This is a genomic window from Flavobacterium sp. 9, from assembly GCF_002754195.1.
Lineage (GTDB): Bacteria > Bacteroidota > Bacteroidia > Flavobacteriales > Flavobacteriaceae > Flavobacterium.
Window position 1 is genome coordinate 3930724 of the sequence record NZ_PEEU01000001.1, and the last position, 19553, is coordinate 3950276.

Consider the following 19553-nt stretch of genomic DNA (forward strand, 5'->3'; position numbering starts at 1 on the left):
AAAGAAAAATATAAAAAGACGCCATTTTAAACCAAGACTTATATCTTTGTAAGCTAGAATAAAAGCTAAATATAATGAACAAAGAGAGTAAAAGAAGAGAAGCGTTACTGTACCATTCAGAACCAACTCCAGGAAAAATTCAGGTAGTTCCAACAAAAAAATATGCAACCCAAAGAGATTTATCTTTGGCTTATTCGCCGGGTGTTGCTGAGCCATGTTTAGAAATTGCAGCAAACGTAGACGACGTTTATAAATACACAGCAAAAGGAAATTTAGTTGCCGTTATCTCAAACGGTACAGCGGTTTTAGGACTTGGAGACATTGGTCCGGAAGCTTCTAAACCAGTTATGGAAGGAAAAGGATTATTGTTTAAAATCTTTTCTGATATTGATGTTTTTGATATAGAAATCGGAACAAAAGATATCGAAGAATTTATCCAGACTGTTAAGAATATTGCTCCAACTTTTGGAGGAATAAATCTTGAAGATATTAAAGCACCTGAATCTTTTGAAATCGAAAGAAGATTGGTAGAAGAATTGGATATTCCGGTAATGCACGATGATCAGCACGGAACGGCAATTATTTCTTCTGCGGCTTTAATCAACGCATTAGAATTAGCAGGAAAAAAAGCGGAAGATGTAAAAGTAGTAGTTTCTGGCGCAGGTTCGGCTGCAATAGCTTGTACTGATTTATATGTTTTGTTGGGAGTTAAGGTTGAGAATATCAAAATGTTTAATAGTAAAGGACTTTTAACAAAAGACAATCCTTCACTATCAGAATTACAATTGAAATACGCTGTTGATGGCGCTAAAATTGAATTAGCAGAAGCAGTAAAAGGAGCAGATGTTTTCATCGGATTGTCTTCAGGAGGTATTTTATCGGCTGAAATGTTGTTGACAATGAAAGAGAATCCGATTGTTTTTGCAATGGCAAATCCAAATCCGGAAATCGATTATAATTTAGCTACAGAAACTCGTAAAGATGTTATTATGGCTACAGGACGTTCAGACTTTCCTAACCAGGTAAATAATGTTTTAGGTTTTCCATATATTTTTAGAGGAGCGCTAGATGTGAGAGCTACTAAAATTAACGAAGCTATGAAAATGGCTGCTGTAAAAGCATTGGCTATTTTGGCTAAAGAACCAGTTCCAGAGCAAGTAAACGTGGCATATGGCGCAACAAAACTGGGTTTTGGTAACGATTATATTATCCCTAAACCATTTGATCCAAGATTGATTACTGTAGTTGCTCCGGCAGTTGCAAGAGCAGCAATGGAATCTGGTGTTGCAAAAAATCCTATTACAGATTGGGCTGCTTACGAAGATCAGCTTCGCGAACGTATGGGTAATGATAATAAAATGGTTCGTTTGATGACAAACCGTGCTAAAATGGATCCTAAAAGAATTGTATTTGCTGAGGCAGATCAATTAAATGTATTGAAAGCAGCACAAATTGTTCATGAAGACGGAATTGGTTTTCCAATTTTATTAGGAAATAAAGAAGCGATTTTAGAGCTTAAAGCTGAATTAGGTTTTGATGCAGAACTTGAAATCATCGATCCTAAAACAAATGAAGAAGAAGTAAGACGTAACAGATTTGCAAAATCATACTGGGAAACAAGAGAAAGAAGAGGCGTTTCGCTACTTGATGCTCAGAAATATATGCGCGAAAGAAACTATTTTGCTGCAATGATGGTTAATGAAGGCGAAGCAGATGCATTAGTTACCGGTCATACAAGAAGTTACCCAACAGTTGTAAAACCAATGTTGCAATTGATCGAAAAAGCACATGGAGCATCACTTGTTGCAACTGCAAACATGATGTTGACTTCTCGCGGACCAATGTTCTTGTCTGATACTGCAATTAACATCAATCCTTCTGCCGAAGATTTGATTAATATTGCAATTATGACGGCAAAAACTGCAAAAATGTTTGGTGTTGAGCCAGTTATTGCAATGGTTTCATATTCAAATTTTGGATCTTCAACAAGCCAAAGTGCTTCAAAAGTAAGAGAAGCAGTAGCTTATTTGCATAAAAATCATCCTGATATGATCGTTGATGGAGAGATTCAGGCAGATTTTGCTTTGAATCAGGAAATGCTTGCAGAGAAATTTCCTTTCTCAAAATTAGCTGGAAAGAAGGTAAATACATTGATTTTCCCTAACTTAGAGTCGGCTAATATTACTTATAAATTATTAAAAGAATTATATAAAGTAAATTCAATTGGTCCAATTATGATGGGAATGGGTAAACCGGTTCACATTTTTCAATTAGGAGCAAGCGTTGAAGAAATGGTTAATATGGCTGCAATTGCAGTTATTGATGCTCAGGAAAAAGAGAATAAAAAAAATAAATTAGCTAAATAGTAGAAATTATAAGGGTCGATGTAATAATGTCGTATTTTTATTGCATTTTTATTATATTTGACCCTTATAAATTATACTATGATAGCACATTTGCAAGGTAAATTAGTCGAGAAAAATCCTACAGATGTAGTGATTGATTGTGGAGGTGTTGGATATCAAGTACATATCTCCTTACACACCTTCTCATTAATTCCTAATGCAGAGAATATAAAATTGTATACGCATCTTCAAATTAAGGAAGATGCGCATACTTTATTTGGTTTTGCAGAAAAATCAGAACGAGAAATTTTTAGAATGTTGTTATCTGTTTCCGGAATTGGAGCAAATATTGCCAGAACAATGTTGTCTTCAATTGAACCCAGACAAATAATAAATGCTATTGCCTCTGGCGATGTTGGTATTATACAGTCAATTAAGGGCATTGGGAACAAAACAGCACAAAGAGTTATTCTTGATTTAAAAGAAAAAGTGTTAAAGTTGTACGATTTAGATGAAGTTTCTGTAGTACAAAACAATACAAATAGAGATGAAGCGTTATCTGCTTTGGAAGTTTTAGGTTTTGTTCGAAAAACTTCTGAAAAAGTAGTCGAAAAGATCGTCAAAGAAGATCCCGAAGCTACTGTTGAATCAATCATCAAAAAAGCTTTAAAAAGCTTATAAACTCATTTTAAATAAAAGAATTGTATGCGTAAAATTTGTATTTTTTTGCTGGTTTTATTTTGCGGTAATGTTTTGCGTGCGCAAGTAAATCCGGCGGTCAAAGATACAACCAAGACTCAATTCTCCGTAGGAAAAGTTGAGATCGACGATCCACCAAGTATACTTTCTGCTTATAGATATGATCCTATTACAGACCGTTATATTTACACAAGTTCAGTTGATGGTTTCTCTATCAATTACCCTATTGTTTTAACACCAAAAGAATACGAAGATTTAGTTTTGAAAGAATCCAGAAGAGATTATTTCAAAAAGAAATCAGATGCTATCGATGGTAAAAAAGTAGGTAGTGAAGCTGATAAAAAGAATTTATTACCAAGATATTACATTAACTCAAGTCTTTTTGAAAGCGTTTTTGGAAGTAATACAATTGATGTAAAACCAACAGGATCAGTCGAAATGGATTTGGGTATTCGATATACCAAACAAGATAATCCTTCATTTTCACCTAGAAACAGATCAAGCTTAACCTTTGATTTTGATCAGAGAATCAGCATGAGTTTAATGGGTAAAGTAGGAACCAGATTAGATGTAAATGCTAATTATGATACTCAGTCTACATTTGCATTTCAAAACTTATTTAAACTGGCTTATTCCCCTTCAGAAGATGATATTATTCAAAAAGTTGAGGTTGGTAATGTTAGTATGCCTTTGAACAGTACGCTTATACGTGGAGCTCAAAGTTTATTTGGGGTTAAAACTCAATTGCAATTTGGTAAGACAACAATCACCGGAGTTTTCTCAGAACAGAAGTCACAAACAAAGAGTATAGTTGCAGAAGGTGGAGGTACAGTTCAAAATTTTGATTTATATGCTTTAGACTACGATAACGACAGACACTTCTTCTTGTCACAATATTTTAGAAACAAATATGACGCTTCTTTAAAAGGATATCCGTTTATTGATAGTCGTGTGCAGGTAACGAGAATTGAAGTTTGGGTAACCAATAAGCAAAACCGTGTAAGTACTACAAGTAATAACTTGCGTAACGTTATTGCACTTCAGGATTTAGGAGAAGCGCAAGCAAAGGGTATTCCTGATAATCAGGTTGTAGTTGTATCCCCAACAACAGGTTTCTTTAATAATCCTATTGATTCTCCTGCAGAGAATGATAATAATAAATATGATCCTGCGGCTATTGGACAGGCAGGTTCGTTTTTAAATTCAAATATTAGAGAAATTGTAACGGCAAAATCAGGATTTAATAGTGCAAACGTAAGTGAGGGTACAGATTATTCGATATTAGAAAATGCAAGAAAATTAAATGCAAACGAATTTACTTTTAATGCGCAATTAGGATATATCTCTTTACAACAGCGTTTGGCAAATGATGAGATTCTGGCTGTAGCCTACGAGTATACCATTGGTGGTAAAGTTTATCAGGTTGGAGAATTTGGTAGTGATGGAGTTGACGGGACAATTGTTACAGGAAACACTCCTTCAAATCAGGCTATTATTACGCAAAGTTTAATCTTGAAAATGCTGAAAAGCAGTTTGACAAACGTACAGAATCCAGTTTGGAATTTGATGATGAAAAACGTTTATCAAATTCCTCAGGCGTATCAAATTAAGCAAGATGATTTTAGATTAAACATTCTTTATACAGATCCTTCGCCTATCAATTATATTACTCCTGTTACAGGAACTTCTTTTCCTGCAAATCCTACAGCGGATAATAAGGTTGATCAAACACCATTATTAAATGTTTTTAATCTGGATAAATTAAACTACAATAACGATCCGCAAACCGGGGGAGATGGTTTCTTTGATTACCTTCCGGGAATAACGGTAGATGTTCAGAATGGCCGAATTATTTTTACTACAAAAGAACCTTTTGGTGAGCTTATATTTAAAAAGTTGCAAAACTCAGGTTCAGGAGAAACTTATGATGACCCTAGTACGTACAATGATAATCAAAAAAAATACGTGTTTAGAAATATGTATCGAAATACGCAATCCGGAGCATTACAAGACAGTGACAAAAATAAATTCTTATTAAGAGGAAAATATAAATCATCAGGAAGCAACGGGATTCCAATTGGAGCATTTAATGTTCCGCAAGGTTCAGTTGTGGTAATGGCTGCCGGGAGAAGATTAGTTGAGGGAATTGATTACAGCGTAGATTATCAATTAGGGCGAGTACAAATTCTGGATCCATCACTTCAGGCTTCAAATACACCAATTGAGGTTTCGCTGGAAAACAATTCAATTTTTGGACAGCAAACCAGAAGATTTATGGGAGTCAATGTCGAACATAAAATTTCGGATAATTTTATTGTTGGCGGTACCTTTTTAAAAATGACGGAGAGACCATTTACTCAAAAATCGAGTTATGGGCAGGAATCTGTAAATAATACTATTTTTGGTTTTAACGGAACTTATTCAACAGAAGTTCCATTCTTTACCAGATTAGTAAATAAATTGCCAAATATTGATACAGATGTTCCTTCTAATCTTTCGATTCGCGGTGAGGTTGCTTTCTTAAGACCGGATGCTCCAAAAGCAAGTGATTTTGAAGGAGAAGCAACTATATATGTAGATGATTTTGAAGGCTCACAGTCTACGATAGATATGCGATCAGCTTATGCGTGGAGTTTGGCTTCTACGCCATTTATTAATGCAGCAGGAGATCCTACTTTTAATGCAAATTATGATGATTTAAGATATGGTTATAAAAGGGCAAAACTGGCTTGGTATACCATTGATCCAATATTTTATACTTCAAAACCATCAGGTATTTCAAACGATGATTTATCATTGAACACAACAAGAAGAATTTACAGCCGTGAATTATATCCAAATACAGATATTGCTCAGGGACAAATTCAGGTTATTAATACACTTGATTTAAGTTATTATCCATCAGACAGAGGTCCGTATAATAACAATCCAAATTTTAATACAGATCCGGCATCTTCGAATTTTGGTGGAATTATGCGTGCTCTGAATTCTACAAATTTTGAACAGGGGAATGTTGAATATATTCAGTTTTGGGTTCTCGATCCTTATGTTGGAAACGGAGAAGCGCAAACAAATAATACCGGAAAAATATATTTCAATTTAGGTGAAGTTTCTGAAGATGTTTTAAAAGATGGAAGAAAACAATATGAAAACGGATTAGGACCAGGTCAGATAATGGTAAATCCACAGCCAATTTGGGGAGATGTTCCAGCATCACAATCTTTGATTTATGCTTTTGATACAAATCCGGATAATCGTAGAAATCAGGATGTTGGTTTAGATGGTTTGCCGGATTCCAGAGAAGGTTCAGTATATACAAATTATGCAGGAGATGAAGATCCTGCTGCGGATAATTATACCTATTATTTAAATACAACGGGTGGAGTTCTTGATCGTTATAAAAAGTATAATGGAGTAGAAAATAACTCCGCGGTAAGTATAGATGATCCTAATCGTGGATCAACAACATTACCGGATGTTGAAGATATTAATCGTGATAATACGATGAGTACTATAAATGCTTATTACGAATATAGTATTGATATTAAACCGGGAATGCAAGTTGGACAGAACTATATTACAGATATTCGTGATGTATCCAATATTGAATTGCCAAACGGTGGAACAACAAATGCAAGATGGATTCAATTTAAGATTCCTGTTTCTCAGCCTCAAAAGACCATTGGTAATATTACTGATTTTAGATCTATTCGTTTTATGCGTATGTTTATGACTGGCTTTAATGATCAGATGACAATGCGTTTTGGAGCTTTAGATTTAGTTCGTGGAGAATGGAGAAGATACACTGGAACTTTAGACGCAAATGATACGGATCCGACTAATGACGGAACTGAATTTGATGTTTCGGCAGTAAATATTCAGGAAAACAGTACAAAATGTCCTGTGAATTATGTCATTCCACCAGGAGTTCAAAGAGAGCAATTGTATAATAACAATACAATTATCAACCAAAACGAGCAAGCGTTAGCATTAAGAGTTGGTGGATCAGGTTTACAACCACTGGATTCGAGAGCAGTTTTTAAAAATGTAAGCGTAGATATGCGTCAATACAAAAAACTTAAAATGTTCTTGCATGCTGAATCTTTGCCAAGTGAAGCTACGTTACAAGATGATGAAATGGTAGGGTTTATTCGCTTTGGAAATGACTTTACACAAAACTTCTATCAGGTTGAGATTCCATTAAAAGTAACCAGAACAGGAGGGTCATGTTCAATAAGTCCTGATCAGGTTTGGATGGAAGACAATAATATCGATCTGGCATTGGAGTTGCTGACAAGTATGAAGATTAAAGCTATGAGCCTTGATCCTGCTTCTCCTAAGCGAGATATTAATGGTATTTATTACCCGGATAATGATCCGGATGCTAAAGGCGGCGATGGAGATAGTAGATTGACATTAGGTATAAAAGGAAATCCTAACTTTGGTTTAGTTCGAAACTTAATGGTCGGAGTAAAAAGTAGAGTAGATCATAAAGATATCAAGGGAGAAGTTTGGTTTAATGAGCTTCGTCTTGCCGATTTAGAGAATAAAGGTGGTATGGCAGCAATATTAAATATTGATACCAATATGGCTGATTTCGCCACAGTTTCGGCAACGGGTAAAAAGAGTACAATTGGTTTTGGATCTCTTGAACAGGGAGCAAACGAAAGAAGTCGTGAAGATATTCAGCAATATAATATTGTTACCAATTTAAATCTGGGTCAGCTATTGCCACATAAATGGGGAATCAATCTTCCATTTAATTATGCGATTGGGGAAGAGGTAATTACTCCTGAGTATGATCCTTTTAATCAGGATATAAAACTAGATCAGTTGATTAGAGAAACTACTGATCAGGCTGAAAAAGACAATATCAGAACTCGTGCTGTTGATTATACAAAACGAAGAAGTATTAATTTTATTGGAGTAAAAAAGGACAGAGCGCCTGAACAAAAACCGCATATTTATGATGTTGAGAATTTAACATTTTCACAATCGTATAATGAGGTTAATCGCCATGATTATGAAGTAGAAACTTATCAGGATCAACAATCGAATACCGCGGTAAATTATGCTTATACTTTTCAGCCAAAAGAAGTAGTTCCTTTTAAGACAACCAAATTCATGAAAACAAGTGAATATTGGAAGATCTTAAGTGACTTTAATTTTAATTATTTACCATCTAATATTACGTTTAATACCAATATTTTAAGACAAAGCAATCGTCAACAGTTTAGAGATGTTGAAACACAAGGGATTCCGGTTTCACCACTTTTCAGAAGGAATTTTGCATTTAATTATCAATATGGTTTTGGTTATAATCTAACAAAATCATTGAAAATAAATTATACTGCTGCATCAAATAATATTGTTAAAAATTTCTTGAATGACGATAATACCCCTAAGCAGGATTTTAATATTTGGGATGATTATCTGGATATTGGAACGCCAAATCAACACATACAGCAATTAGTATTGAATTACGAAATTCCTATTAATAAAATCCCTGTTTTTAGTTTTGTAAAGGCAAGTTATTCATATACGGCTGATTATAACTGGCAGCGTTCTTCTTCAGCGTTTGCTGATCTTCCGATAGAAAATGAGGATGGATCAACAACAAATTACAATTTGGGGAATACAATCCAGAATGCAAATTCTAATACATTGACTACAACATTTAATATGAATATGCTGTATAAATACTTAGGATTAACGCCTGGAGCAAAATCGTCGAAGGCTGGAGCAAAACCTAAGGCTGCTGCGCCACCAAAACCTGGGGAAAAAATTGTTAATACCGCAAAACCGGTAGTAAGTAATAGCCCTTTTTATGATGGTTTGATAGGAATATTAACTAGTGTGAAAAACATTCAGGTAAATTATACTAAAAATAGCGGAACTGTTTTGCCGGGATATACACCAAGTGTAGGATTCTTTGGGACTTCAAGACCAACATTAGGGTTTGTTTTTGGAAGTCAGGATGATGTGCGATATGAAGCTGCTAAAAATGGATGGTTGACAGATTATCAGGATTTTAATCAAAACTTTACACAGGTAACAAATAAGCTTTTAAAAATAACAGCAAATATTGATTTACTGCCGGATTTAAAAATCGACTTGGCAATGGATCGCGCTTATTCTCAAAATACATCAGAACAATATAGTGTTGATCCAGTTAGTAGAGAATATTTGCCATTATCTCCATATACTTATGGGATGTTTTCGATTTCGACTGTATTGATAAAGACGGCTTTCTCTAAAAGTGATGAAACACAATCTGCGGCATTTGATGATTTTAGAAACAATCGTTTGATAATTGCAAATCGTCTTGCAGAAGAACATTATGGCTCAGCTCCAATACCAAGATATGATGTAGCTGATGTTCCACCACCACCGGTAGATCCAACGCAGGAAGATCCGTTTAAAAAACAAAGAGAAATTTATGCGGCAAATCAAGGATATCCAATTGGTTATGGCAAAAGCAATCAGGCAGTATTATTACCGTCTTTCCTTGCGGCTTATACCGGAAGTGATGCATCGAATGTTTCAACTGGAATTTTTAGAGATTTCCCAATTCCAAACTGGAGTATTAAATACAATGGTTTAATGCGTTATAAGTTTTTCAAAGATAAATTCAAGCGATTCTCATTACAAAATAATTACAGAGCATCGTATACAATAAACCAGTTCAGGTCTAATTTTGACTATGCTGAAAAGCCGAATGGACAGGATATTAATACCAATTTCTTCAATAAAACGATCATGTCAAATGTCAATTTGGTAGAGCAGTTTAGTCCGCTTATCCGTGTTGATTTTGAGCTGAAGAGTTCATTGCGTATTCTTACCGAGATTAAGAAAGACAGAGCATTATCGATGAGTTTTGATAATAATTTATTGACAGAAGTTAAAGGAATGGAGTATGTTGTAGGAATGGGATATCGTTTTAAAGATGTCATTTTCTCCTCAAGATTAGCAGACAGTCCAACAGGAATTATTAAAAGTGACATCAATATAAAAGCCGATTTTTCTTTTAGAAATAATCAAACGTTGGTTCGTTATTTAGATTATGACAATAATCAATTGGCAGCAGGACAGAACATCTGGTCGTTAAAAATGACAGCAGATTATGCGTTTAGTAAAAACCTAACTGCAATATTTTATTACGATCACTCGTTCTCAAAAGCAGTAATTTCAACATCATTTCCATTGACGAATATTAGATCAGGATTTACACTTAGATATAATTTCGGAAATTAATTTTTAGTTTCTAAACTAGATTTCTTAGAAGATTATTACATTTGTGGCTGAATTACTAAATTATCAATTTTCAAACAACACAATTATGAGCATACCAGCAAATTTAAAGTACACAAAAGATCACGAATGGGTTAGCATCGAAGGCGATGTTGCAACTGTAGGAATTACTCATTTTGCACAAAAAGAGTTAGGAGATATCGTGTATGTTGAAGTAGAAACTTTAGATCAGACACTTGATAAAGATGAGGTTTTTGGAACAGTTGAAGCTGTTAAAACAGTTTCTGATTTGTTTTTGCCTTTAACAGGAGAAATTATTGCTTTTAATGAAAGCTTGGAAAGTGCTCCTGAAACAGTAAATTCTGATCCTTATGGAGATGGATGGATGATTAAAATAAAAATTGCTGATGCATCAGAAATAGAAGGTTTATTATCTGCTGAAGCTTATACACAATTGATCGGTGCCTAAACAGTTACTGTTAATCTGGGCAATTATTTGTTCGGGAATTATTGCTTATTTCTGTCTTATTGATTCGAGTAAGATTCCCATAGTAAATTTTCCGAGCATTGATAAAATTGTGCATTTTTGTTTTCATTTTGGATTTACAATTTCCTGGATTGTATTCTTTAAGAAAGAGCTTAAAGGAAGAGAAGCGGATGATTATAAAGCATATTTGATTTCGTTTATATTTTCTGTTTTTTTTGGAATTACGATCGAGATTTTACAAAGTGTCCTGACAATTACACGAGCATCAGATGTAACAGATGTTTTAGCAAATGCACTTGGTGCAACTATAGCGGTTTTTACCGCAATAGCCTTCAAGAAGCGATTAGATAAAATATAAGAATATAACTACCCACTTCGGTGGGTTTTTTATTGTCTAAAAATCAGGCATTACAAGGAGTTTTTTTTGAATTTAAAATGTATTTTTGTCCCGATTCAATATAATTTCAAAATCATGAATGTCAAGCAATATTTGGATTCGACTTATTTAAAAACTGCCTCTCAAGCCGGACTTACAGAAGCCGAAAATGAGCGCGTAGTAAAGAATGCAATTAGTGAAGCAATTCTGGAAGGATTTAAGTTAATTATGATTCGCCCGGAATATGTGGCTTTAGCCAAAGAAATGATTTTGAAAGCCAATTCGACTTTACTTGTTGGTACCGTTATTGATTTTCCTGAAGGTAAATCAAGTATCGAAACTAAAATCAAAGAAGCAAATGAAGCAATTGAAAATGGAGCAGACGATTTAGATTTTGTTTGTAATTATGAAGCCTTCAAAAGAGGTGAAATTACTTTATTAAAAGAAGAAATTTTATTTGGAACTCAGATAGGTTTAGCAAATAATAAAACAGTAAAATGGATTATTGAAGTTGCTGCCTTAACAGATAAAGAAATTATTCAGCTCTCGGCATTGATAAAAAATGTTGTGATGTCAAACTTTAAAGAAGAGAATTATACTTCTGTTTTTGTAAAATCATCAACGGGCTTTTTTAAAACAGAAGACAATGTTCCAAATGGAGCGACCGTTCCAACTATTATTATGATGTTAGAAAATGCGTCCCCTTTGCAGGTTAAAGCTGCCGGAGGAGTTAGGTCGTATGATGAAGCAATAGAAATGATTCGTTTAGGTGTTAAACGTATCGGAACTTCGGCTGCAAAACCAATTGCAAACGGAGAAAATACCACAAATCAATATTAAATGAAAACCAAAATTTACGTGAATAAGATTTCTTTATCTTTTATTTTTACATTATCTGTCTTATTTGCTTTTTCTCAGGAAAATAATAATGCTTCTATAAAACCAGGCTTTACTGCAGAGCAATTTCCTGTTTTTCCAAATTGTGAAAATTTAGAAGCGAAGAAATTAGAGAATTGTTTTTACAAAGAAGTTCAGGATTTTGTGTTTCAGAATTTTCAAGTTCCTGAAAAATCAAAACAAAATAATTATAAAGGAGAAGTAAAAGTGCTTTTTGAAGTTGATGTTAATGGTGAGTTTAAAGTGATTTATGTAAATGCCGCCAATGACGAATTATCTGAAGAAGCAAAACGTGTTTTTGGTAAATTTCCGAAAATAAAACCTTCAACATATAATGGAAAACCAACGTATTCAAAATATACAATTTCTATTGATATACCATTAAAAAGTTCAGCTCAAATCGCTGAGGAAGCTTTGGCTGCAGCCCAAATTCTAAAACCGGTTGAAAAACCAATGACAGAATTGGATAGTATTGTATATAAAAAATACAATAATCCTGAATTCGAAAGTCATTTGAATATTCCGTTTTCTCATAGTTATTATGCACAATTTGATGGCGCTATGAATCAGGTAGGAACTAACAATCATACCGCTTCTAAGCCCTATACTTATGCCGAAGTTTCTAAATATTATAATTTAAAAGCCGTAAATGAATCACTTCAAAAGAATGTTTCTACTTGGTTAGGACGAAAATGGTGGAATGAAAATTTAGTTCAGATTCAAGGCGAAGACTATTGGTTATCGCTAAATCCTATAGTTGATTTGCAAATGGGAAAAGCTTCAGATCTTGATGCTTCTTATACTTATGTAAATACCAGAGCGCTAAACTTTAGAGGAGGTTTGGGTAAACAGATTAACTTTACAACCACGGTTTTTGAAAGTCAGGGAAGATTTGCGGGTTATTATAATGATTATGCCGAAACTTTAAAACCTTCTGGAGGAAATCCGGCAATTATTCCCGGAGTAGGAATTGCAAAACGATTTAAAACGGATGCTTACGATTTTCCTTTGGCAGAAGCCAATATTACGTATACTCCAAGTAAAATTTTTGATTTTCAGTTGGGTTACGGACGTAATTTTATTGGTGATGGATATCGTTCTCTTCTTGAAAGCGATGGAGCAAGTCCATATCCATATTTTAAAATCAACACGACTTTCTGGAAGATAAAATATACAAACACGTATATGTGGCTTAAGGATGTTCGACCAGATGTTACATTAGAAAAAACATATGCAACAAAATTCATGGCGAATCATTATTTAAGCTGGAATGTTTCTAATAAATTGAACTTAGGTTTTTTTGAATCTGTAGTTTGGACTGATACTAATAATAGAGGTTTTGATGTGAACTTTGTAAATCCAATTATTTTTTATCGTTCCGTAGAATTTGCGTCGTCTTCTAAAAGTGGTAATGCGCTTTTAGGATTCACAGGTAAATACAAGTGGAACAATAATGTTAATTTGTATGGGCAATTCTTGTTGGATGAATTTTCAGTTAGTGATATGGGAAAAGGAGAGCAAAGCTGGAAGAATAAATTTGGTTATCAATTAGGTGCAAAATACTTCAACGCGTTTAAGGTAAAAGATTTGTTGCTGCAATTAGAGTACAATCATGTTCGTCCTTATGTGTATTCTCATAGTGCAGTTATTACCAATTATGGTCACAATAATCAAAGTATTGGGCATCAATGGGGAGGTAATTTTGAAGAACTTGTTGTGATTGGACGCTATCATAAAGGGCGTTATTATGCTGATGGAAAAATAACAGTTGGAACACGAGGGTTGGATTTTGATACCGCAGGAAATAGCTTTAATTACGGAGGTAATATTTATAAAAGTTATGATGTAAATCGTCCATATGATACAGGAGTAAAAGTAGGTCAGGGAAATAAAACAAGTGTTTTTATTGCAGATTTTCAAGGAGGATATGTGATTAATCCAATGACAAACCTTAAATTGTTTGGAAGTTTGATTTATAGAAATTTTGATCCAACGCAAGAAACCGCGACGACTTTTAAGCAAAACACGACTTGGTTTAGCATCGGATTACGTACAGATGTCTTTAATTGGTATTTTGATTACTAGTATTTTTAATAAGATTTTTCGAAATAATTGTGTTAAAGATAGGCAAGTCCTTATTTTGTAAAGGTTTTATTGAAAAAAATCTAATTTTATAGGTCAGGATTCTACAATCTAATTTGTACATTTGCACCACTCAAAAAAAACATACAAACAATTACCGTATTGAACGCTACTAAAAATACATTTTCAATAAAATCAATATTTAACGATTTCAAAGAGATAACAAAGGCTGGTTTGGCTATTAGTGTTTTGTTTTCTTCCATTGCCGGATATTTGTTAGGTGTTAATGATGCGCATCCTTTTAAATGGAGTGTCTTGATTGTTTTGATGATTGGAGGTTATTGCATGGTTGGAGCATCAAATGCTTTTAATCAGGTAATCGAGAAAGATATCGATTCATTAATGGATCGTACTAAAAATCGTCCTGTTCCTTCTGGGCGTATGTCACCAAGAGTGGCTTTGTTTGTGGCAAGTTTGCTTACAATAATTGGAATAACTTTATTGTATACAATCAATGCGAAGTCGGCAATGTTTGCTGCAATTTCAATATTTTTATATACAAGCATTTATACACCTTTAAAAACAGTAACTTCGTTATCAGTTTTTGTTGGTGCATTTCCTGGTGCAATTCCGTTTATGTTAGGTTGGGTTGCGGCAACAGGAGAATTTGGTATTGAAGCCGGAACCTTATTTTTGATTCAGTTTTTCTGGCAATTCCCTCATTTTTGGGCAATTGGATGGTTTTTATATGAAGATTATGAGAAGGCTGGAATCTTTATGCTTCCAACAGGGAAAAAAGATAAAGGAACTGCTTTGCAGATTATATTATATACAGTTTGGCTTATCATAGCGTCATTATTGCCGGTTTTAGGATATACAGGGCAATTGTTTATTACGCCAATCGCAGCAATTTTAGTCTTTTTATTAGGATTGTGGATGTTGTTTTATGCAGTTCGTTTGTATCAATTAAGAACAGCAAAAGCAGCAAGAACATTGATGTTGGTAAGTGTTTCGTATATCTCATTATTGCAAATAATATATATAGTAGATAAATTTTTAAGATAGTTATGGAAATGACAATGACAAAAGGCGAGGAACAAGTAAGGAGCGCAAAATCGGCAAAACTGATTTTGTTATTCGCAATGGTAAGTATGACAATGATGTTTGCCGGACTTACAAGTGCATTTGTAGTAAGTAAATCAAGGGCTGACTGGTTGAAGAATTTTGAATTACCAACAGCGTTTTTTTACAGCACAGCTGTAATTATAGGATGTAGTGTTACTTTTTATCTGGCTAAAAAAGCAATTCAAAAAGACAATAGAAGTGCAACTACAGCATTACTTTTAGGAACATTGGCTTTAGGGATTTTATTCGTGGTTTTGCAATTTGTAGGTTTTGGACAAATCGTAAAAAGCGGGTATTATTTTACAGGAGAAGGTAGTTCAATTACTACAACTTTTCTTTATGTAGTAACCGTAACACACTTATTACACTTGGCTGGAGGGCTAATTTCACTTTTAATTATAATTTATAATCATTTTAAACAAAAATACAATTCGACTCAAACTCTTGGTATAGAACTAGGTGCGATGTATTGGCACTTTTTGGATTTATTATGGGTATATTTATTTTTATTTTTATATTTCTTTAAATAAGAAAAAAACGTAAATTTGGGAACTTTTTAACGAATATCTTTTATGGAAGCGACAGTTACTACTGCAAATAACGACGAAAAAACTTGGGGAGGCGGAGATATCCAGCCATTAGGAGCAAGTTATGGTAAAATGATGATGTGGTTTTTTATCGTATCGGATGCCTTGACATTCTCTGGATTCCTTGCTGCTTATGGTTTTTCTAGATTTAAATTTATTGAAACTTGGCCTTTGGCTGATGAAGTGTTTACTCACTTCCCATTTATGCATGGTGTTTCGGCTCCAATGTATTATGTAGCCTTAATGACTTTTATTTTAATTTTCTCATCTGTAACAATGGTTTTGGCTGTTGACGCAGGTCATCAATTGAAAAAAACAAAAGTTGCAATCTACATGTTCTTAACTATTATTGGAGGTTTAATTTTCGTTGGTTCTCAAGCTTGGGAATGGAAAAACTTCATTAAAGGTGAATACGGAGCAGTAGAAACAGTAGGAGGAAGTTTATTGCAGTTTGTTGATAAAGATGGTAAAAGAGTAGCTCTTGAAGAGTTTGCTGTAAAATTGCCGGAACAACCGGAAGCGCTTACCAGAGCAAAAGGAAAATGGTTTATGGAAAGTGCTGAAACAGTACCAACATATTCAGTTGCTGAAATTCAGGCAGGTTTTAAAGCTCACCCTGATTTATTGATCAGAACAGAGCAACTTACTGATAAAAAGAAAAAAACAGTATTGACAAGAGCAGAGTCTGAGACTCGCTTAAGTACTGCAAAATATGTAGTAGAAGGAGCAAACTTAACTAGAAATGAATACGGAAGTAAATTATTTGCTGATTTCTTCTTCTTCATTACAGGATTCCACGGATTCCACGTATTTTCTGGAGTAATCATTAACATCATTATTTTCTTTAATGTATTGTTAGGAACTTACGAGAAAAGAAGAAGCTATGAAATGGTAGAGAAAGTTGGTTTATACTGGCACTTTGTCGATTTAGTTTGGGTATTTGTATTTACAGTTTTCTACTTAGTTTAATTTTAGATTTTTATTATTATGTCACACGAACACGTATCAAATACAAAGAGAATCTGGTTTGTTTTTGCACTATTATCTGCAGTAACTACAGTAGAAGTAATTTTAGGTATTTTGAAGCCTGGAGTTTTAGAATTTAATCATTTTGTAGGTTTGAATTTATTGAACTGGATATTTTATATCTTAACAATATTCAAAGCATATTATATAGTATGGGCATTTATGCACATGGAAGGTGAAAAAAGCAGCCTTAGATGGTCAGTTGTTTCACCAGTTATTTTCCTAGTTTTATATTTATTGTTTATTCTTTTGACAGAAGGACATTATATTTATGGGGTTTTTAAAGATTCTACTATTAAATGGAATTTTTAACATGATATTAATTCGAAAAGAGGCTCCGTTTAACGGAGCTTTTTTTATTTTTGTACCTCAATAACTTCCGTTAATACAATGAAAAAAAATATAGTTCTCTTTGTACTTTTTGTTTTGCCAATTGTAGCCTATTTGTTTTTTGCTTCAGGTGTAAATAGTTTTACTAAACTTCCCACAATCACTCCTAAAATTGCCGACTTTGGTAATTGGAAATCTCTTAAAGGAGAAAAAGTTACTTTAAATAATAAAATTACGATTCTTGGTTTTTCTGGTTCTGAAATTTTAAAAAACAGAGGAAATTTTTTCAACTTAAACGAAAAAATTTATCAACGTTATAATGGTTTCAAAGACTTGCAATTTGTAGTTGTTTGTCCATTAGGAACGGAAAAAGATGCTCAAAAAATTGAAGAATCATTAGGCGCTTTTACAGATGTTTCAGGTTGGCATTTTATTTTTGCTTCACCAGATGAAATTAAAGCTTATTATGATCAATTGCATTTAAAAGGTAAACTAGATTCGAATCTTGGAACTTCAAATGTTTATATCGTAGATAAAGAACGTAATTTAAGAGGAAGAAAAGATAAAGACGAATACAAAGAAGGCTATAATACTTTTCATCCTTCTGAGTTGAGCAATGAAATGTTAGATGATTTCAAAATCATTCTATACGAATATCGTGCAGCTCTTAAAAAGAATCACAACGCAACAAAAGAACTTTAATCTTTATATCATGTTTAAAAATAAATCATATATCGGAATTTCGTTTATCGTTTTAATCTTTGGAATTTATGCTGTACCAAAAATTGTTGACAGAATAAAAAATGGAGAAGTGGTAAAAGGAAACCGTTTAGATAATGTGGGTTTGAAATCTTCAAAATCTGATAGTAAATTATTAACAATTGGTCCGGCTCCTAAATTTGAATTAACAAATCAGGATAATGCTAAAATTTCAAATGCAACGTACAAAGGAAAAGTATATGTTTTGGAATTTTTCTTCACGACTTGTCCATCAATTTGTCCAAAGATGAATTTAAGCATGTTAGAAATTGAGAAAACTTTTTTTGGTAATCCTAATTTCGGAATTGTTTCTATAACTATCGATCCAAAACATGATACGCCACAAGTTTTAAAAGATCATGCGAAACTTTTGGGAGTAAAATCTTCAAACTGGAATTTCCTTACGGGAGATAGAGAAACGATTATGAACTTGTCAAACAAAGGATTTAATTTGTATGCAGGCGAAAATGATAAAGTAAATGGAGGATTCGAACATTCAGGTTTGTTTGCTTTAATCGATAAAGATGGAAATATTCGTTGTAGAAAAGATGATTTCGGAAATCCAATTTTATATTACGACGGACTTGATAAAAAAGGCGTTAGAGAAATTCAGGAAGATATTAAAATACTATTAGAAGAATAAAAATGGAAGATAATTCATTAGAAAAAAAATATAGCAAGCTTATTATTGCCGTTTCAATTGTAATACCAACTTTGGTTGCGATATTATTTGCGGTAAAATTAAAAGATTTTGGTATCAATGTAGAGCCGCTTTCGTTTTTGCCTCCAATTTATGCTACTACAAATGGTATAACGGCAATTGTATTAGTTTGGGGTGTAATTGCTATTAAGAACGGAAAACGTAAATTACATGAACGCTTAATGACTTTTGCAATAGCATTATCGCTTGCATTTTTAGCTATGTATGTAGCGTATCATATGACGGCTGATTCAACTAAATTTGGAGATTTAAACCACGATGGAATTCTAGATTTGGCAGAAACTGCAAAAATTGGTGCACTTCGTTATATCTATTTCTTTATTTTAATAACCCATATTTTATTGTCTATTGCAATTATTCCGCTAGTATTAATTACTTACGTGAGAGCTCTTGCACAACGATTTGACAGACATAGAAAAATAGCTAAAATAACTTTCCCGCTTTGGTTATACGTTGCGGTAACAGGTGTTGTAGTTTACTTAATGATTGCTCCTTATTATGCTTAAGATGGAAAATAGATTAACGAATAAAGAATATAGAACACAGAATATAGAAAATAGAGTCAATAGATCTTCGTCAGTAAGATTTATATATATTATATTCTCTATTTTCTTTTCTCTTGCAGCAAACGCTCAATGCGCAATGTGTCGTGCTGCTCTTGCGGGAGATTCAAATGTAAAAAAAGCAGAAGCGGTAAATAATGGAATCGTTTATTTGATGGTGATTCCGTATTTACTTGTTGCGATAATTGGATATCTAATTTATAGAATGTACCAATCAAAAAAGAAAAAAGCAGAATAATTATTCTGCTTTTTTCTTTTTAAATAATAATCACAATATACTATTGTATTTTAAAATTAGATAAAAT

The 19553-nt window shown here is 33.4% G+C and carries 15 protein-coding genes; all 15 read left to right on the top strand.

The genetic code is table 11. From position 1 onward, the window contains the following. Positions 1-74: 74 nt before the first annotated feature. The 15 genes from CLU81_RS16195 to CLU81_RS16265 all read left to right on the top strand — a co-directional run bounded on the left by CLU81_RS16195 (position 75) and on the right by CLU81_RS16265 (position 19486). Complete coding sequence (locus CLU81_RS16195) at positions 75-2366, top strand: NADP-dependent malic enzyme (protein ID WP_099710753.1); 2292 nt, start codon at positions 75-77, stop codon at positions 2364-2366. Positions 2367-2444: 78 nt separating this feature from the next. Continuing rightward, positions 2445-3026 carry a Holliday junction branch migration protein RuvA gene (ruvA, locus tag CLU81_RS16200; RefSeq protein ID WP_099710754.1) on the top strand — a complete coding sequence of 194 codons (582 nt, stop codon included), beginning with the start codon at positions 2445-2447 and terminating at the stop codon, positions 3024-3026. Positions 3027-3050: 24 nt separating this feature from the next. After that, positions 3051-10298, top strand: a complete 7248-nt coding sequence (sprA, locus tag CLU81_RS16205) for a cell surface protein SprA (RefSeq protein ID WP_099710755.1) — start codon at positions 3051-3053, stop codon at positions 10296-10298. An 85-nt stretch (positions 10299-10383) separates the two neighbouring features. Next, entirely contained in the window at positions 10384-10764 is a 381-nt protein-coding gene (gene gcvH, locus CLU81_RS16210; protein WP_099710756.1) for a glycine cleavage system protein GcvH, read from the top strand. Next, positions 10757-11140, top strand: a complete 384-nt coding sequence (locus CLU81_RS16215; RefSeq protein WP_099710757.1) for a VanZ family protein — start codon at positions 10757-10759, stop codon at positions 11138-11140. Before gcvH ends, CLU81_RS16215 begins: the two co-directional genes overlap by 8 nt. 114 nt (positions 11141-11254) lie before the next feature. After that, positions 11255-11998 carry a deoxyribose-phosphate aldolase gene (deoC, locus tag CLU81_RS16220; protein ID WP_099710758.1) on the top strand — a complete coding sequence of 248 codons (744 nt, stop codon included), beginning with the start codon at positions 11255-11257 and terminating at the stop codon, positions 11996-11998. Then, complete coding sequence (locus CLU81_RS16225) at positions 11999-14140, top strand: energy transducer TonB (RefSeq protein WP_099710759.1); 2142 nt, start codon at positions 11999-12001, stop codon at positions 14138-14140. Positions 14141-14299: 159 nt separating this feature from the next. Continuing rightward, positions 14300-15202 (top strand): heme o synthase, encoded by a 903-nt coding sequence (gene cyoE, locus CLU81_RS16230; RefSeq protein ID WP_099710760.1) that lies wholly within the window; start codon positions 14300-14302, stop codon positions 15200-15202. 2 nt (positions 15203-15204) lie between these two features. Further along, entirely contained in the window at positions 15205-15792 is a 588-nt protein-coding gene (locus CLU81_RS16235) for a cytochrome c oxidase subunit 3 (RefSeq protein WP_099710761.1), read from the top strand. A gap of 42 nt (positions 15793-15834) precedes the next feature. Next, complete coding sequence (locus CLU81_RS16240) at positions 15835-16818, top strand: cytochrome c oxidase subunit 3 (RefSeq protein WP_099710762.1); 984 nt, start codon at positions 15835-15837, stop codon at positions 16816-16818. 18 nt (positions 16819-16836) lie between these two features. Then, positions 16837-17187 (top strand): cytochrome C oxidase subunit IV family protein, encoded by a 351-nt coding sequence (locus CLU81_RS16245; RefSeq protein WP_099710763.1) that lies wholly within the window; start codon positions 16837-16839, stop codon positions 17185-17187. A gap of 78 nt (positions 17188-17265) precedes the next feature. Next, positions 17266-17907 carry a hypothetical protein gene (locus CLU81_RS16250; RefSeq protein ID WP_099710764.1) on the top strand — a complete coding sequence of 214 codons (642 nt, stop codon included), beginning with the start codon at positions 17266-17268 and terminating at the stop codon, positions 17905-17907. A gap of 10 nt (positions 17908-17917) precedes the next feature. Continuing rightward, positions 17918-18607, top strand: coding sequence for an SCO family protein (locus tag CLU81_RS16255; RefSeq protein WP_099710765.1), 690 nt, complete (start codon positions 17918-17920; stop codon positions 18605-18607). Positions 18608-18609: 2 nt separating this feature from the next. Next, positions 18610-19191, top strand: a complete 582-nt coding sequence (locus tag CLU81_RS16260; protein ID WP_099710766.1) for a DUF420 domain-containing protein — start codon at positions 18610-18612, stop codon at positions 19189-19191. Next, positions 19184-19486: a hypothetical protein gene (locus CLU81_RS16265; protein WP_099710767.1), complete on the top strand. Its 303-nt coding sequence runs from the start codon at positions 19184-19186 to the stop codon at positions 19484-19486. The genes CLU81_RS16260 and CLU81_RS16265 overlap by 8 nt, the downstream gene beginning before the upstream one ends. Positions 19487-19553: the final 67 nt, after the last annotated feature.

Coding starts and splice junctions, on each gene's coding strand:
- CLU81_RS16195 (WP_099710753.1), top strand. CDS start 75: ATGAACAAAGAGAGTAAAAGAAGAGAAGCGTTACTGTACCATTCAGAA.
- CLU81_RS16250 (WP_099710764.1), top strand. CDS start 17,266: ATGAAAAAAAATATAGTTCTCTTTGTACTTTTTGTTTTGCCAATTGTA.
- ruvA (WP_099710754.1), top strand. CDS start 2,445: ATGATAGCACATTTGCAAGGTAAATTAGTCGAGAAAAATCCTACAGAT.
- CLU81_RS16240 (WP_099710762.1), top strand. CDS start 15,835: ATGGAAGCGACAGTTACTACTGCAAATAACGACGAAAAAACTTGGGGA.
- deoC (WP_099710758.1), top strand. CDS start 11,255: ATGAATGTCAAGCAATATTTGGATTCGACTTATTTAAAAACTGCCTCT.
- CLU81_RS16235 (WP_099710761.1), top strand. CDS start 15,205: ATGGAAATGACAATGACAAAAGGCGAGGAACAAGTAAGGAGCGCAAAA.
- CLU81_RS16265 (WP_099710767.1), top strand. CDS start 19,184: ATGCTTAAGATGGAAAATAGATTAACGAATAAAGAATATAGAACACAG.
- CLU81_RS16255 (WP_099710765.1), top strand. CDS start 17,918: ATGTTTAAAAATAAATCATATATCGGAATTTCGTTTATCGTTTTAATC.
- CLU81_RS16225 (WP_099710759.1), top strand. CDS start 11,999: ATGAAAACCAAAATTTACGTGAATAAGATTTCTTTATCTTTTATTTTT.
- CLU81_RS16245 (WP_099710763.1), top strand. CDS start 16,837: ATGTCACACGAACACGTATCAAATACAAAGAGAATCTGGTTTGTTTTT.
- gcvH (WP_099710756.1), top strand. CDS start 10,384: ATGAGCATACCAGCAAATTTAAAGTACACAAAAGATCACGAATGGGTT.
- sprA (WP_099710755.1), top strand. CDS start 3,051: ATGCGTAAAATTTGTATTTTTTTGCTGGTTTTATTTTGCGGTAATGTT.
- CLU81_RS16260 (WP_099710766.1), top strand. CDS start 18,610: ATGGAAGATAATTCATTAGAAAAAAAATATAGCAAGCTTATTATTGCC.